Genomic DNA, 16045 nt, shown 5'->3' with positions numbered 1-16045 from the left:
GCGACCTCGCGCCGCCGGTTATGCCGGTTACGGTGATGGCGGCGCTATTCTGGCGTCGCTAGAATCGAAGCGAAAGGCACTCGCCGCCCGACCAGAACAAGGAGCCGCAGATGGACCTGATCATTCGCCGCGCGGTGCTCGCGCATGCCCATCCCGCCGGGTATCCCACGGTGGATATCGGCATCGACGGCGGGCGCATTGCCGCCGTGGAACCGCATCTCGCGGCGGCGGCACGCGAGGAGATCGATGCGGCGGGTGCGCTCGTGAGCGCACCGTTCGTCGACGCGCATTTCCACATGGACGCCACGCTCTCATATGGCCTGCCGCGCGTGAATGCGTCGGGCACGCTGCTGGAGGGCATTGCGCTGTGGGGCGAGCTCAAGCCGCATCTCACGCAGGAGGCGCTCGTCGAGCGCGCGCTTCAGTACTGCGACTGGGCCGTCGCGCGCGGGCTGCTCGCCATCCGCTCGCACGTCGATGTGTGCGACGCGCGGCTGCTCGCGGTCGAAGCGCTGCTCGAAGTGAAGCGCCGTGTCGCGCCGTATCTCGATCTCCAGCTTGTGGCGTTTCCGCAGGATGGCGTCTTGCGCAGCCCCGGCGCTTTCGACAATCTCAAGCGCGCGATCGCGATGGGCGTGGACGTGGTAGGCGGCATTCCCCACTTCGAGCGCACGATGGCGGAGGGCGCCGAATCGGTGCGCCTGCTCTGCGAGTTCGCCGCCGATAAGGGCCTGCGCGTGGACATGCATTGCGACGAATCCGACGACCCGCTTTCGCGCCACATCGAAACGCTCGCGGCGCAAACGCATCGCCTGGGCCTGCACGGGCGCGTGACCGGCTCGCATCTCACGTCGATGCATTCGATGGACAACTACTACGTGAGCAAGCTGATTCCGCTCATGTGCGAATCCGGTGTCGCGGCGATTGCGAATCCGCTCATCAACATCACGCTGCAGGGGCGCTCCGATACCTACCCGAAGCGCCGCGGCATGACGCGCGTGCCTGAGTTGATGGCGGCAGGCGTGACTGTTGCATTCGGCCACGATTGCGTCATGGACCCGTGGTACAGCTTCGGCTCGGGCGACATGCTCGAAGTCGCGCATATGGGTCTGCACGTCGCGCAGATGACGGGCACCGACGCCTCGCGCGCCTGCTTCGATGCGGTGACCGTGAATGCCGCGACGATCCTTGGCCTTGAAGGCTATGGCGTGGCGCCCGGGTGCGCGGCGAACCTCGTCGTGCTCGACGCGCGCGATCCCATCGAGGCGATCCGGTTGCGCGCAGCGCGGCTCGCAGTCGTGAGCCGGGGCAGGGTGGTGAGCCGGCAACCTGCACAGCGCGCGGCGCTTTCGCTCGAGGGGCGGCCGGAAAGCGTCGATTTCAGGCTGCATCGATAAAACGCAAAGGCAACAAAAAACCGCGCATGGGTTGCACACCCATGCGCGGTTTTAGTTCGGATCGCTTACGAGCGAGTCACGTGATCATGACTGTGCCGGCGGCTGCTCCATGCCGTTGTGACGCAGCAGCGCGTCGATGTTCGGCTCGCGGCCGCGGAAGGCCTTGAACGACTCCATCGCCGGGCGGCTGCCGCCCACTTCGAGAATTTCCTTGCGGTAGCGCGTGCCGGTCGCTTCGTCGAGCACGCTCGACTTCGCGGCCTGCGCGGCTTCCTCGAAGGCTGCGTAGGCGTCGGCGGAAAGCACTTCGGCCCACTTGTAGCTGTAGTAGCCGGCCGCATAGCCGCCCGCGAAGATATGGCTGAACGTGTTCGGCCAACGCGAGAACGAAGTCTGCGGAATGACGTGATAGCGCTCGTTGATCTCGCGCGCCAGGTCGTTCGCGCTCTTGCCCTTCGAAGCGTCGAAGTCGACGTGCAGCGCCATGTCGAACATCGAAAACACGATCTGGCGCAGCGTGCCGAGACCGCTCTGGAAGTTCTTCGCGGCGAGCATCTTGTCGAAGAGTTCGCGCGGCAGCGGCTTGGCGGTTTCAACGTGCGAACTCATCTCGCGCACCACGTCCCATTCCCAGCAGAAGTTCTCCATGAACTGCGAGGGCAGTTCGACGGCGTCCCACTCCACGCCGTTGATGCCCGATACGCCCAGTTCGTCCACACGCGTGAGCATGTGGTGCAGGCCGTGGCCGAACTCGTGGAAGAGCGTGATGACTTCGTCGTGCGTGAAGCACGCGGGACGGCCGCCCACCGGCGCCGAGAAGTTGCACGTGAGATACGCGACGGGCGTTTGCACGCCGTTGCCTTCGAGCTTGCGGCGCGAGCGTGCGTCGTCCATCCATGCGCCGCCGCGCTTGCCTTCACGCGCGTAGAGATCGAGATAGAACTGCGCGACGAGCGTGCCGTCCGCATTTTCCACGCGGAAGAAACGCACATCGGGATTCCACACCGGCGCGCTGTCTGCGCGGATACGCACGCCGAACAGCGTTTCCGTGACCTTGAACAGGCCCTGCAGCACGAAGTCTTCGGGGAAATATTGCTTTACCTCGTTCTCGGAAAACGAGTAGCGCTTCTGGCGCAGGCGCTCGGCGGCGAACGCCATGTCCCACGGTTCGATCTGCGCGAGGCCCAGTTCGCTCGCGGCAAATTCGCGCAGCTCTTCCCAGTCCTTTTCGGCGTGCGGGCGCGCGCGCGTGGCGAGGTCCTCGAGGAAGCTCATGACCTGGGCCGGCGTTTCCGCCATCTTCGGCGTGAGCGAGACTTCAGCGAAGTTGTTGTAGCCGAGCATCTTCGCTTCTTCGGCGCGCAGCTTCAGTTGCTCCTCGATGATCGCCGTGTTGTCCCATTCGGCCTTGCCGCCGCCGTAGACGGGACCGAGTTCCGATGCGCGCGTGACGTAGGCGCGGTACATCGTTTCGCGCATCGCGCGGTTTTCCGAGTACTGCAGCACCGGGAAGTACGAGGGGAAGTGCAGCGTGAATTTCCAGCCTTCCTTGTTCTCGCGCTCGGCGGCTTCACGCGCGGCGGCGATCACGTCTTCGGGCAGGCCCACGAGATCGGCTTCGCTCGTCGCGTAGAACGCGTAGCCATTGGTCGCGTCGAGCACGTGGTCGGAGAAGGCTTTGGCGAGCGCGGCCTGGCGCTCCTGCAGTTCGGCGAAACGCGGCTTCTGGTCTTCGGGCAGCTCCGCGCCCGAGAGGCGGAAGTCGCGCAGCGAGTTGTCGAGGATCTTCTTGCGCTCGCCCGAAAGCAGTTCGAACGAGTTGTGATTCGTGATGGCCTTGTACTTCTTGAACAGTTCGAGATTCTGGCCGACGCTCGACCAGAATTCGGTCACACGCGGCAGGTTCTCGCCGTGGGCGGCGCGCAGTTCGGGTGTGTCGGCGACGGCGTTCAGGTGACCGACCACGCCCCAGGCGCGCGAAAGCGGCTCGCTCGCTCGCTCGACCGGCTCGACCACGTCGCTCCATTGCGAGGGCGTCATGGGCTGCGCGGCGCGCTCCACCGCGGCCTTTGCGTTCGCGAGCAGCACGTCGAGCGCGGGCGTCACATGCTCGGGGCGGATTTCGCCAAAGCGCGGCAGGCCGGTGAAATCGAGGAGCGGATTGTCGGAGGGGGTAGTAGCCATGATGCTTCCTGTTCCTGTCTGTCGCGGGTTAGGGGACCGGGGCGCGGCATGCGCGCGTGCCCGATACTTCGGTTATTGGGGCGCCAAGTGCACTTTCCAACCGGGTTATCCGAGCAAATTAACAGATGTGGCGCAAGGGCGGCGAAATCCCTGCCTGTGCGTGGCAAGCGCGGCCGGCGCCGCAAAAAGAAAGCGGCCCGTAATGGGCCGCTATAAGAACGTCATGCTGTAACGCGCGCTCGCACAATGCTTATGCTGCGGCCGCGCGCTCCGCCGCTTCGATCGTGTTCACGAGCAGCATGGTGATGGTCATCGGGCCGACGCCGCCCGGCACCGGCGTGATGAAGCCGGCCACGTCCTTCAGGCCAGCGAAATCGACGTCGCCGCAGAGCTTGCCGTTGTCGTCGCGGTTCATGCCCACGTCGATCACGGTGGCGCCGGGCTTGATCATGTCGGCGGTCAGCACGTTGCGTTTGCCCACCGCGGCGACCACGACATCGGCGTCGCGCGTGTGCTTCGCGAGGTCGCGCGTCTTGCTGTGGCAGATCGTGACCGTCGCGCCCTTTTCGAGCAGCAGCAGCGCCATGGGCTTGCCGACGATGTTCGAGCGGCCGATCACCACGGCGTTCGCGCCTTCGAGCGGGATCTTGTATTCCTCGAACATCTTCATCACGCCATAGGGCGTGCACGGGCGAAAGAGCGGTTGGCCCGTCATGAGCGCGCCCGCGTTGGCGACGTGAAAGCCGTCAACGTCCTTCTCGGGCGCGATCGCCTCGATGACCTTGTGGCTGTCGATGTGCTTGGGCAGCGGCAACTGCACGAGAATGCCGTTGATCTTCGGGTCGCGGTTCAGTTCGTCGATGCGCTTGAGCAGGTCGCCTTCGGAAAGCGACTCGGGATAGCGGTCGTACGACGAGTAGAGGCCGTTGTCTTCGCAGGCTTTGACCTTGTTGCGCACGTAGACTTCGCTCGCCGGATTGTCGCCGACCAGCACGACGGCGAGTCCCGGCTGATGGCCGCGGGCGGTGAGGGCGGCGGCGCGCATGGCGACGTCGGCGCGCAGTTTCTTGGAGAGGGCGTTGCCGTCGATGATAGTGGCAGTCATGGTCGGTCGGGGTCGAGAGTGGGCAATGCGGGCTCGTGGGGGCGCGAGCGCTGGCGCGCGTGGGGTGCGGGCGAGCGGCATAGGGCGGGCGCCATTCGAAGGCCGACATTATACCCGCGCGCAGGGCGGGCTCTGACCTGAACGGACGAAGGGCGAAGAAGGAGGGTCGCGGCGAGACGCCGCGGGCTGCATTGGCGCGCTGAGGCGCGCGCCAATGCAGCCCGGGAAGGGTGCGCTTACTGCTGCGCCTGTTGCGGCTTGTTGGAGAGCGCGAGACGCAGCAGGTCGGCGACCGTGTTGACGTTGAGCTTCTCCATGATGTTGGCGCGGTGCGCCTCCACCGTTTTGATGCTGATGCCAAGGTCGTCGGCGATTTGCTTGTTCAGGCGGCCCGCGATGATGCGCTCGAGCACCTGGTGCTCGCGCGCCGTGAGCTTGCCGAGGCGTTCGGCGGCCGCGCGCTGTTGCTGCACGTTCGTGCTTTCGTTGCGCGCCTTGTCGAGCATGCGCTCCACGAGCTTGCGCAGTTCGGCTTCGTCGAAGGGCTTCTCGATGAAGTCCATCGCGCCCTTCTTCATGGTCGAAACGGCCATCGGCACGTCGCCGTGGCCCGTCACGAAGATGGTCGGCAGCGCGGCGTTTTCTGCGATCAGACGTTCCTGCAATTCGAGACCGCTCATGCCCGACATACGCACGTCGAGAATCAGGCAGGCGATCTGGCCGGCCTGTTGTGCCGGCTGGTAGGCCTCGAGGAACTCCTCCGCGCTATTGAAGCACTGGACGCGGTAGCCGTTCGCTTCGAGGAGCCATCGCAGGGAGTCTCGTACGGCCTCGTCGTCATCGACAACAAAGACGGTTTCCTGGGTGGTGACTGGGCTGTTCATGGCTCTCCCGTAACGGTTTGTGGAGTCGGTTCGTCGGTGTTCCGCGAGGGGGTGTCCGATTCGCCGATGGGCAGACTGCAATGGAACGTTGCGCCGCTGATGTGGCCGTCGGATTCGACGTTGTTGACCACCCAGAGACGCCCGCGGTGCGATTCAATGATGGAACGGCAGATGTTCAGGCCCATGCCCATGCCGTCCGATTTGGTGCTGTAGAAGGGTTCGAAGAGGCGCTCGGCCGTGGCTTCGTCCACGCCCGGGCCCTGATCGACGACGCTGATGCACACGTTGCCGCCTTCGCGCTTCACGATCACGCGGATCACCGGGTCGATCGCATTCGGGCGCGCATCGGCCATGGCTTCTGCTGCGTTCTTCAGCAGATTGACGAGCACCTGCTCGATCAGCACCGGATCGACGTAGATCACGGGCATGCGCGAGCGCATGTCGGTCACGATGCGGATGCGGCGCTTGCGCGCCTCGATCTCGGCAAGACCCACCGCGTCGGCGACGATGTCGGCCACACGCGCGGCCTGCCGCTTCGGTTCGGAGCGCTTCACGAATTCGCGGATGCGCTTGATGATCATGCCGGCGCGCACGGCCTGCTGCGCCGTTTTTTCGAGCGCGGGCAACAGGTTCTCGGGCGCGCCGCGGCCCGACTTCACGAGCGCGACGGTGCCCGAGGCATAGTTGTTGATGGCGGCGAGCGGCTGATTCAGTTCGTGCGCGAGCGACGAGGCCATTTCGCCCATCGTCATCAGGCGGCTCGTGAACTGGAGCTTTTCGTCCTGCTGGCGGGCCAGTTCCTGCGCCTGCTTGCGCGTGGTGATGTCGGTCGCGATCTGCATCTGCGCGAGGTGGCCGTCGACCCACTGGATGTACTGGCGGCGCACTTCGAACCACTTCTGGATGCTCTCGACGTACACCTCCTGGGCATCCGCCGTGCTTTCGGTGAGCGCGGTGGCGGGCAGGCCGGCGAACGCGTCGACCATGTCGATCGAGTCCGAGGAAGCGCTGGCCGAATCGAAGCCGCCACCGCCCGCGAGTTCCAGATGGCCGTCCGGGCGGATGCCGAACAGGTGGCGGTAGTAGCGGTTCGCAAACAACAGTTCGGCTTCGTCGGCGGCGAGCACCGAGACGGCGGCGTCGAGGCTTTCCAGCACCGTGGTGAAGCGCTCGTGCGCGGCGGCGAGTTCTTCGCGTGCGCGCTTGGGTTCCGTGATGTCGGTCATCGACGACATCCAGCCGGTCTGGCGGCCTGAGCTATCGATGAGCGGCGAGACATAAAGCCGCGCGTGGAATTGCGAGCCGTCCTTGCGGCGCACGCGCAACTCGAAGCCTGAGGAGGGCGCCTTGCCGCGCAGCGTCATGTCGAGCTGGCGCTGCATTTCGGGGTAGGCGTCGCGCGGCCAGTAGGGGAACGGTGCGTTCTTGCCCACGAGGTCGCTTTCGTCCCAGCCGGTCATGCGGCAGAACGCCGGGTTCACGTGCGTGATGCGCCCATGCATGTCGAGCACACGCATGCCGATCAGCACCGAATTTTCCATGGCGCGGCGGAAGAACGCTTCCGCGTAGAGCGCCTGCTGCGCCTCGAAGCGCTGGCGCGTGTGCTTCCACAGGCTCCAGAGACTCCACAGCACGAAACACGACAGACCGGCAACCAGCCACACGAGCGTGTTGTTCGTGAAGTTGGTCATCTGCGGGTACGAGTACACGCGCACCGAAACGCCCTGGCCCGGCGGGTCGAGCGGCAGGTCGTAGTAGACGTCGCGCGGCAGGCGCGGACGCGTCGAGGTGGTGGCGAGCTCGCGGTTGTTCGCGTCGAGAATCGAGATCTTGTACTTGGCCGACAGCTCGGGCGGGATGTCGTGCTTCAGGATGCCTTCGACCGAGAACACGGCCGCGATCGAACCAAGGAATTCCCGATCGCGGTATACCGGCGTTTGCAGCGTGATGTAACCGTTACCGACGTCGTCGTAAATGAGCGGCGAATACACCTGGCGGCGCGTGGCGCGCGCCTCGGCGAATGCGGCCTTCACGGCCTCGTCCATTTGCGCGTCGTTCGGCTTCGCGAGGCGCTGGCCGAATACCGGCATCGCCGTGTTGGGCCAGCGCGGCTCCTCCTGGCTCGTGTACCAGTTGAGATAGAGGATCTCGGGATGGCCCTGCATGATGTCCGTGGTGGACGTCTGGAAATACTGCGGGTCGCTATGCCCCGCGGCCAGGTCGCGAGCCAGCGCCTGCAGCTGCTCCTGCGCGCCTGTCATGGAAAGCCGGATCTGCTGCTGGGCCCACGCCACGTTGCGGTAGAGCGTGTCTTCCTGTTGCTGTTGCTCGCGGCGGTTCAGGCTCCACAAGATCAGGCTCATGACGATCAAAAACACGAGGATCGACAGGAGCGGCGTCAGCAAATAGGAATTCGACCACCAGGGTCCGTGGTGCCAGCGAGATGGCGACGACTCGCCGGGCGTTCCGGGCGGCCGCGCCGAGCGTGCGAAAAGCCGTTCGGTCAACATGGCAAGGATTGTAGCTCAGCGTAAGACGCCGAAATGCCGTGAAAAAAGCCGTAAATCGCCGATAAACGGGTGCAAACTGGCCGTTATCGGCACAGGGGCACGAACGATTAAGCGTGCGCTGCAGCAATTTTTCACATTATAAAATTGCATCTCGCAATTCGAAAATTTTGTTGCGCGATGGTCAGGGGGGTCATTACAATCGCCCCGAAGCTGCTGCGGTTGGCCCGGTCACGTCTTAAGCGTCGCCGCCCGCATGGTCCGATCAACAGCGTTCCCCTACATCCAGGAGACGAGCATGTCCGCTGTACCCGACGAAGTCCTCAAGTACGTTGCCGCCGACAAGGACGAGGATCCCCAGGAAACCGCCGAATGGCTCGAAGCGCTGGATGGCGTGATTTCGACGGTCGGCCCTGATCGCGCCCACTACCTGATCGAAAAGCAGATCGAATTCGCCCGCGTGCACGGCGAGCATCTGCCGTTCTCGGCGAACACGCCGTACATCAACACGATCCCCGTCGCCAACCAGGTGCAGAACCCGGGCGACCAGGACATCGAACACCGCATTCGCTCGTACACGCGCTGGAACGCCATGGCCATGGTGCTGCGTGCGGGCAAGCACACGAACGTGGGCGGCCACATCGCGTCGTTCGCCTCGGCGGCCACGCTTTACGACGTCGGCTACAACCACTTCTGGCGCGCGCCCTCGGCTGAGCATGGCGGCGACCTCGTGTTCGTGCAGGGCCACTCGTCGCCTGGCGTCTACTCGCGCGCGTTCCTGCTGGGCCGCCTGAGCGCGAACCAGCTCGACAACTTCCGTCAGGAAGTGGACGGCGGCGGCATTTCGTCGTACCCGCACCCGTGGCTGATGCCGGACTTCTGGCAGTTCCCGACCGTCTCGATGGGTCTCGGCCCGATCATGGCGATCTACCAGGCGCGCTTCATGAAGTACCTGCAGGCGCGCGGCATTGCGAAGACCGACGGCCGCAAGGTCTGGGCCTTCCTCGGCGACGGCGAGACGGACGAGCCGGAATCGCTCGGCGCGATCGGCATGGCCGGCCGCGAGCACCTGGACAACCTCGTGTTCGTCATCAACTGCAACCTGCAGCGTCTGGACGGCCCGGTGCGCGGCAACGGCAAGATCATCCAGGAACTCGAAAGTGAGTTCCGCGGCGCCGGCTGGAACGTCATCAAGGTCATCTGGGGCAGCCGCTGGGACGCCCTCTTCGCACGCGACAAGACGGGCGCACTGATGCGGCGCATGATGGAAGTCGTCGACGGCGAATACCAGACGTACAAGTCGGAGTCGGGCGCGTTTGTTCGCGAACACTTCTTCAATACGCCTGAACTGAAGGCACTCGTCGCCGACTGGTCCGACGACGACATCTGGAACCTGAACCGCGGCGGCCACGACCCGCACAAGATCTACGCGGCGTTCCATCAAGCCCAGCACGCGAAGGGTCAGCCGACCCTCATCCTCGCGAAGACGATCAAGGGCTATGGCATGGGCGAAGCTGGCCAGGCCATGAACATCACCCACCAGCAGAAGAAGATGCAGGTGGATCAGCTCAAGAAGTTCCGCGACCAGTTCCGCCTGCCGATCACGGACGAGCAGATCGTCGACGTGCCGTACCTCACGTTCGAGGAAGGTTCGAAGGAACTGGACTACATGCGCCAGAAGCGCATGGATCTCGGCGGTTACCTGCCGGCGCGCCGCCAGAAGGCCGAGTCGCTGCCGGTGCCGGCGCTCGACGCGTTCGAGCCGCTGCTCAAGGGCACGGGCGAAGGCCGCGAGATCTCCACGACGATGGCGTTCGTGCGGATCCTGAACATCCTCTTGAAGGACAAGGCGCTCGGCAAGCGCGTCGTGCCGATCGTGCCGGACGAGTCGCGTACCTTCGGTATGGAAGGCCTGTTCCGCCAGATCGGTATCTGGAACCAGGAAGGCCAGAAGTACGTGCCGGAAGATTCCGACCAGCTGATGTTCTACAAGGAATCGCAGACGGGCCAGATTCTCCAGGAAGGCATCAACGAAGCCGGCGGCATGTGTGACTGGATCGCAGCCGCGACGTCGTACTCGACGCACGGCGAGATCATGGTGCCGTTCTACATCTTCTATTCGATGTTCGGCCTCCAGCGCATCGGCGACCTGGTGTGGGCGGCGGGCGACATGCGTTCGCGCGGCTTCCTGCTGGGCGGCACGGCTGGCCGCACGACGCTCAACGGCGAAGGTCTGCAGCACGAAGACGGCCACTCGCTCCTGTGGGCCGCTTCGGTCCCGAACTGCGTGAACTACGACCCGACGTTCGGCTATGAACTCGCGGTCATCATGCAGGACGGTCTGCGCCGCATGGTGCAGGAGCAGGAAGACGTGTTCTATTACATCACCGTGATGAACGAGAACTACGAGCACCCGGCGATTCCGCAGGGCGAGCACGTGGCGGCCGACATCATCAAGGGCATGTATGCGTTCCGCAAGGGCGCCGACAACGCCAAGGCGCCGCGCGTGCAGCTCATGGGCGCGGGCACGATCTTCAACGAAGTGATCGCCGCGGCCGACCTGCTGAAGAACGACTGGGGCGTCGAAGCCGACCTCTGGAGCGTGCCGAGCTTCACCGAACTCGCGCGTGAAGGTCACGAAGTCGAGCGCTGGAACCTGCTGCACCCGAGCGAGCCGCGCCGCGAATCGCACGTCGAGAAGCTGCTCAAGGACACGCAAGGTCCGGTCATCGCTTCGACTGACTACGTGCGTGCGCTGGTCGACCAGATCCGCGGTCTCGTGCCGCGCAAGTTCGTGGTGCTCGGCACCGACGGCTTCGGCCGCTCGGACACGCGTGAAAAGCTGCGTCACTTCTTCGAAGTCGATCGTTACTGGACCACGGTTGCGGCGCTCAACGCGCTCGCGGACGAAGGCAAGATCGAGCGCAAGGTCGTTGGCGAAGCCATCGCCAAGTACAACCTCGATCCGTCCAAACCCAACCCGATGACCGTCTAACCCATCACCCCTGTGCATGGCATGTGCGCCTCCCCGAAGCGGGGAGGCGTGTTGTATGCGGCCCCGGAGACACTAACAATGAGTCAAGCGATCGAAGTCAAGGTGCCGGACATCGGCGATTACAAGGACATTCCTGTAATCGAGGTGCTGGTGAAGGCGGGCGATACCGTCGAAAAAGAGCAGTCCCTCGTTACGCTCGAGTCGGACAAGGCGACCATGGATGTGCCGAGCCCGGCGTCGGGCACGGTCAAGGAAGTGAAGGTCAAGGTCGGCGACAACGTGTCGGAAGGCTCGCTCGTGCTGGTCCTCGACGGCGCTGGCGCCGCTGCGGCTCCTGCTGCCGCGCCTGCCCCGGCACCGGCTGCCGCTGCACCGGCTCCCGCCGCTGCACCCGCACCGGCCGCCGCACCCGCCGCTGCCGCGAGCGGCGGCGTGCAGTCCGTCAAGGTCCCCGACATCGGCGACTACAAGGACGTACCGGTCATCGAGATTGGCGTGAAGGTTGGCGACCGCGTCGAGAAGGAGCAGTCGCTCGTCACGCTCGAATCGGACAAGGCGACGATGGACGTGCCGAGCCCGGTGGCTGGCGTCGTCAAGGAAATCAAGGTCAAGGTCGGCGACAACGTGTCGGAAGGCACCGAGATCGTCATCGTCGAAGCCGAAGGCGCTTCGGCTGCGGCCGCCGCACCCGCGCAGAAAGCGCCGGTCGAACAACCGTCCGACGCGCCGCAAGCCGCACCGGCCAAGCCCGCGCCGGCCGCACCGTCGGCACTCGCACAGGCGCCGATCATTCCGGCAGGCGAAGGCGGCGCGCGCCGTCCGAGCCACGCTTCGCCTTCCGTGCGCAAGTTCGCGCGCGAACTCGGCGTGGACGTTGGCCGCGTGGCGGGCACGGGCCCCAAGGGCCGCATCACGCAGGACGACGTCACCGCGTTCGTGAAGGGCGTGATGACGGGCGCGCTGGCGGCACCGGCTGCGGCTGCTGCCGCTCCGGCGGGCGGCGGCGCGGGCCTGAACCTGCTGCCGTGGCCGAAGGTCGACTTCACGAAGTTCGGCCCGATCGACACGCAACCGCTCTCGCGCATCAAGAAGATCTCGGGCGCGAACCTGCACCGCAACTGGGTCATGATCCCGCACGTCACGAACAACGACGAAGCGGACATCACCGACCTCGAAGCGCTGCGTGTGCAGCTGAACAAGGAAAACGAGAAGGCGGGCGTGAAGTTCACGATGCTCGCGTTCGTCATCAAGGCCTGCGTCGCCGCGCTCAAGAAGTTCCCGGCGTTCAACGCGAGCCTCGACGGCGACAACCTCGTCTTCAAGCAGTACTACCACATCGGTTTCGCCGCCGACACGCCGAATGGCCTCGTCGTGCCGGTGATCCGCGACGCGGACAAGAAGGGTCTTGTCGACATCGCCAAGGAAATGGCCGAGCTCTCGAAGCTCGCGCGCGAAGGCAAGCTCAAGCCGGACCAGATGCAAGGCGGCTGCTTCTCGATCTCGTCGCTCGGCGGCATCGGCGGCACGCATTTCACGCCGATCATCAACGCGCCGGAAGTGGCGATCCTCGGCCTGTCGAAGAGCGCGATGAAGCCGGTGTGGGACGGCAAGCAGTTCGTGCCGCGCCTCACGCTGCCGCTGTCGCTCTCGTACGATCACCGCGTGATCGACGGTGCAGCTGCCGCGCGCTTCAACGCGTACCTCGCTTCGATCCTCGGCGATTTCCGCCGCGTGATTCTGTAAAACCGATCTGACCGGCTCGCGCTGCCGCGCCGCACGTTCATGACGTGCGCGCAGCGGCAGGCGCGGCCGGTCATCCTTTAGGGGTAGGGGACACCATGAGTCTCGTCGAAGTGAAAGTGCCGGATATCGGCGACTTCAAGGACATCGACGTCATCGAAGTCAACATCAAGGCGGGCGACGTCATCGAGAAAGAGCAGACGCTGCTCTCGCTCGAGTCGGACAAGGCCACGATGGAAGTGCCCAGCGACGTCGCGGGCACGGTCAAGGAAGTGAAGATCAAGGCTGGCGACAAGGCTTCGCAAGGCACGGTGATCGCGCTGGTCGAAGCCGCCGTTGGCGCGGCCGCGCCCGCGCCGAAGGCCGAAGCGCCCAAGGCCGCTGAAGCGCCCAAGGCTGCCGAAGCACCGAAGGCCGCAGCGCCGGCACCGCAAGCCGGCAGCTTCAGCGGCAGCGCCGACGTCGAATGCGACATGCTCGTGCTTGGCGCCGGCCCCGGCGGCTACTCGGCAGCGTTCCGCTCCGCCGACCTTGGTATGAAGACCGTGCTGGTCGAGCGTTATTCGACGCTCGGCGGCGTGTGCCTGAACGTGGGCTGCATTCCGTCGAAGGCGCTGCTGCATACGGCGCTCGTGATCGACGAAGCCGAAGCGCTCGGCTCGCACGGCATCACGTTCGGCAAGCCGCAGATCGATCTGGACAAGCTGCGCGACTTCAAGTCGGGCGTCGTCAAGAAGCTCACGGGCGGCCTCGCCGGCATGGCGAAGGCGCGCAAGGTCGAAGTCGTGACGGGCGTGGGCGCGTTCCTCGACCCGAACCACATGGAAGTGGTGGGCGAGAGCGGCAAGAAGATCGTCAAGTTCAAGCAGGCGATCATCGCTGCCGGCTCGCAAGCCGTGAAGCTGCCGTTCATGCCGGAAGACCCGCGCGTGGTCGATTCGACCGGCGCGCTGGAACTGCGTCAGATTCCGCAGAAGATGCTCGTGATCGGCGGCGGCATCATTGGTCTCGAAATGGCGACTGTCTACGCGACGCTTGGTGCGCAGATCGACGTCGTGGAAATGCTCGACGGCCTGATGGCGGGCGCGGACCGCGATCTCGTGAAGGTCTGGGAAAAGTACAACGCGAAGCGCTTCGCGAACGTCATGCTCAAGACCAGGACCACGAAGGCCGAGGCGAAGGACGACGGCATTTACGTGTCGTTCGAGGGTGAGAAGGCGCCGGCCGAGCCGCAGCGCTACGACCTCGTGCTGGTCGCCGTGGGCCGCTCGCCCAACGGCAAGAAGATCGGCGCGGACAAGGCCGGCGTGGCGGTGACGGATCGCGGCTTCATCGACGTCGACAAGCAGATGCGCACCAACGTGCCGCACATCTTCGCGATCGGCGATGTGGTCGGCCAGCCGATGCTCGCGCACAAGGCCGTGCACGAAGGCCACGTGGCGGCGGAAGCGGCGCATGGCGAGAAGGCGTACTTCGACGCGCTGCAGATTCCGTCGGTGGCCTACACCGATCCGGAAGTGGCGTGGGCCGGCAAGACCGAAGAGCAGTGCAAGGCCGAAGGCATCAAGTACGGCAAGGCGGTGTTCCCGTGGGCCGCTTCGGGCCGCGCGATCGCTAACGGCCGCGACGAGGGCTTTACCAAGCTGATCTTCGACGAAGAGACGCATCGCGTGATCGGCGGCGGTATCGTCGGCCTGAACGCGGGTGACCTCATCAGCGAAGTGTGCCTCGCCGTGGAAATGGGCGCGGATGCGACGGACATCGGCAAGACGATCCACCCGCACCCGACGCTGGGCGAGTCGATCGGCATGGCGGCCGAGTTGTACGAGGGTGTCTGTACAGACCTCCCGCCGCAGAAGAAGAAGTAAGTTCGTGTCGCGCCGCTCGTAGCGGCGCGCACGAAGAAACGGCGCACTCCGTGAGGAGTGCGCCGTTTGCATTTTGGGGTAACGCTCAGTGCTGCGTGATGTTGCGAGAGGCGCCGGAGCGTAAAAAAGATTCCCGGTCGGCGACCGGGCAAGTGACATGCCGGGCGGCATGCCGGAGCGTTCAGGTCCGACGCACGGTGCGCCGCTGCTGCTGCGCGCGCACCGGTTCAATGTGCAACGTTCAGACCGTCTTCTTGGCCGAAGCGGCAGCCGAGCGCGACGCCTGGGCGGCAGCCTTGCTCGCAGCAGCGGTGGCGGCGTTGAAGTTGCTTTCCGCCATTTCCACGGCTTGCTTCGTAGCCTTGTGGACCGTTTCGTAGGTCGTGTTCGCGGCGTTGATGGCCGACTTGATCACGGCAACTGCGGTTTCCGAGCCAGCCGGTGCGTTCTTCGCGACGTTGTCGACGAGCGATTGAACCTTGCGGTTCTGCTCTTCGTAGTGGGCTTCGGCGACCTTCGCAAACTCAGCCTGGGTGGCCGAGGCGATTTCATACACATGACGGCCGTACGACAGCAGCTTTTCGGTCAGCGGCTGGGCATAGCTCGTTTGCAGGGCCAGGAATTCCTGCGCGTCCTTCACCGACAGTGCGCGCTGGGCGTGTTCCTGCGATTCCGCCAGATTCGAGCGGACAGCCTGAAGGTTCAATTCGACGAGCTTTTCCACGCCTTCGAATGCCTTGCCGGTGAGGCCGAACAGGGTTTCGAGGTTGGCTTTCTGGGCAGCGGCGAATTGCTCAGGGGTCAGCAGACTCATGTTTACGCTCCTGTATGTCGGCGGCCTTCGTGGGTCGCCTGAAGTAAGTGGCACGGCGCTGGTGCTCTGTCACTCGCTTTGTGCGTCGCAACATTGACTCGATTTTAGGATGCTCCGGAAGAAAGTCAAGGCTTTTTGGTGCGTCGCACAATGTCGATAATTTATTATTAAACAGTCACTTATGCCTCGCGCATGGCGCAGGTGCGACAACGGCGCCGACGCCCCAAGGCGCTAGCCCCACGGCGGGTTGCGGGCGGCGGCGGGCAGGGTGGGGCAAGCGCGGAAACGCGGCTTCTGGCAAGATGCGGCATGGATCACATGAACGCGCCTATGGGATTTGTCCTGGGTGCGTACACCAAATTCCTACATGGAACGTTAATGATCCATTGCTGTCGAACGCGCGTCGCGCGGCACGGCGGCACTGGTGGTCAGGCAATCTCACCCGTATTTTCCTCAGTTCAAGTTCCGTACGACGAACGCCGTTAACGCAGCAAGCGCACTGTGCGTGCGCCGCAAACGTTATCAGCAGGCGGCGCCGTGGCGAGAGGAGC

Annotated in this window: 9 protein-coding genes; 4 read left to right on the top strand and 5 right to left on the bottom strand. The window is 64.6% G+C overall.

Annotated features, from left to right (window positions below):
* Positions 1–110: 110 nt before the first annotated feature.
* Entirely contained in the window at positions 111–1397 is a 1287-nt protein-coding gene (locus U5A52_RS12640; protein WP_321934915.1) for an amidohydrolase family protein, read from the top strand.
* 84 nt (positions 1398–1481) lie between these two features.
* Here the strand turns inward: U5A52_RS12640 and U5A52_RS12635 are convergent, their stop codons facing one another.
* From U5A52_RS12635 to fixL, 4 genes are all read right to left on the bottom strand, one after another.
* Positions 1482–3581 (bottom strand): M3 family metallopeptidase, encoded by a 2100-nt coding sequence (locus U5A52_RS12635; RefSeq protein ID WP_321908991.1) that lies wholly within the window; start codon positions 3579–3581, stop codon positions 1482–1484.
* 250 nt (positions 3582–3831) lie between these two features.
* Complete coding sequence (gene folD / locus U5A52_RS12630) at positions 3832–4686, bottom strand: bifunctional methylenetetrahydrofolate dehydrogenase/methenyltetrahydrofolate cyclohydrolase FolD (RefSeq protein ID WP_321934914.1); 855 nt, start codon at positions 4684–4686, stop codon at positions 3832–3834.
* A 236-nt stretch (positions 4687–4922) separates the two neighbouring features.
* Positions 4923–5570, bottom strand: a complete 648-nt coding sequence (gene fixJ / locus U5A52_RS12625) for an oxygen response regulator transcription factor FixJ (protein ID WP_158757559.1) — start codon at positions 5568–5570, stop codon at positions 4923–4925.
* Complete coding sequence (gene fixL / locus U5A52_RS12620) at positions 5567–8080, bottom strand: oxygen sensor histidine kinase FixL (RefSeq protein ID WP_321908987.1); 2514 nt, start codon at positions 8078–8080, stop codon at positions 5567–5569. Before fixL ends, fixJ begins: the two co-directional genes overlap by 4 nt.
* 295 nt (positions 8081–8375) lie before the next feature.
* Here fixL and aceE point away from each other — a divergent pair, with 295 nt between their 5' ends.
* The 3 genes from aceE to lpdA all read left to right on the top strand — a co-directional run bounded on the left by aceE (position 8376) and on the right by lpdA (position 14680).
* Positions 8376–11072, top strand: coding sequence for a pyruvate dehydrogenase (acetyl-transferring), homodimeric type (aceE, locus tag U5A52_RS12615; protein ID WP_321908985.1), 2697 nt, complete (start codon positions 8376–8378; stop codon positions 11070–11072).
* A 78-nt stretch (positions 11073–11150) separates the two neighbouring features.
* A complete protein-coding gene (gene aceF, locus U5A52_RS12610) occupies positions 11151–12815 on the top strand; it encodes a dihydrolipoyllysine-residue acetyltransferase (protein WP_321934913.1) in 1665 nt (554 codons plus the stop codon).
* A gap of 95 nt (positions 12816–12910) precedes the next feature.
* The gene (gene lpdA / locus U5A52_RS12605; RefSeq protein WP_321934912.1) at positions 12911–14680 is read left to right on the top strand and encodes a dihydrolipoyl dehydrogenase; all 1770 of its coding nucleotides are present in this window, start codon (positions 12911–12913) and stop codon (positions 14678–14680) included.
* A 241-nt stretch (positions 14681–14921) separates the two neighbouring features.
* Here lpdA and U5A52_RS12600 read toward each other — a convergent pair whose 3' ends face one another.
* Entirely contained in the window at positions 14922–15494 is a 573-nt protein-coding gene (locus tag U5A52_RS12600; RefSeq protein ID WP_042264853.1) for a phasin family protein, read from the bottom strand.
* Positions 15495–16045: the final 551 nt, after the last annotated feature.

Origin of the sequence: Paraburkholderia sp. J8-2 (genome assembly GCF_905220195.1) — a bacterium.
Classification (GTDB): domain Bacteria; phylum Pseudomonadota; class Gammaproteobacteria; order Burkholderiales; family Burkholderiaceae; genus Paraburkholderia.
Note: the sequence above shows the minus strand (reverse complement) of the source record. Positions and strands in the feature narration are given on the sequence as shown.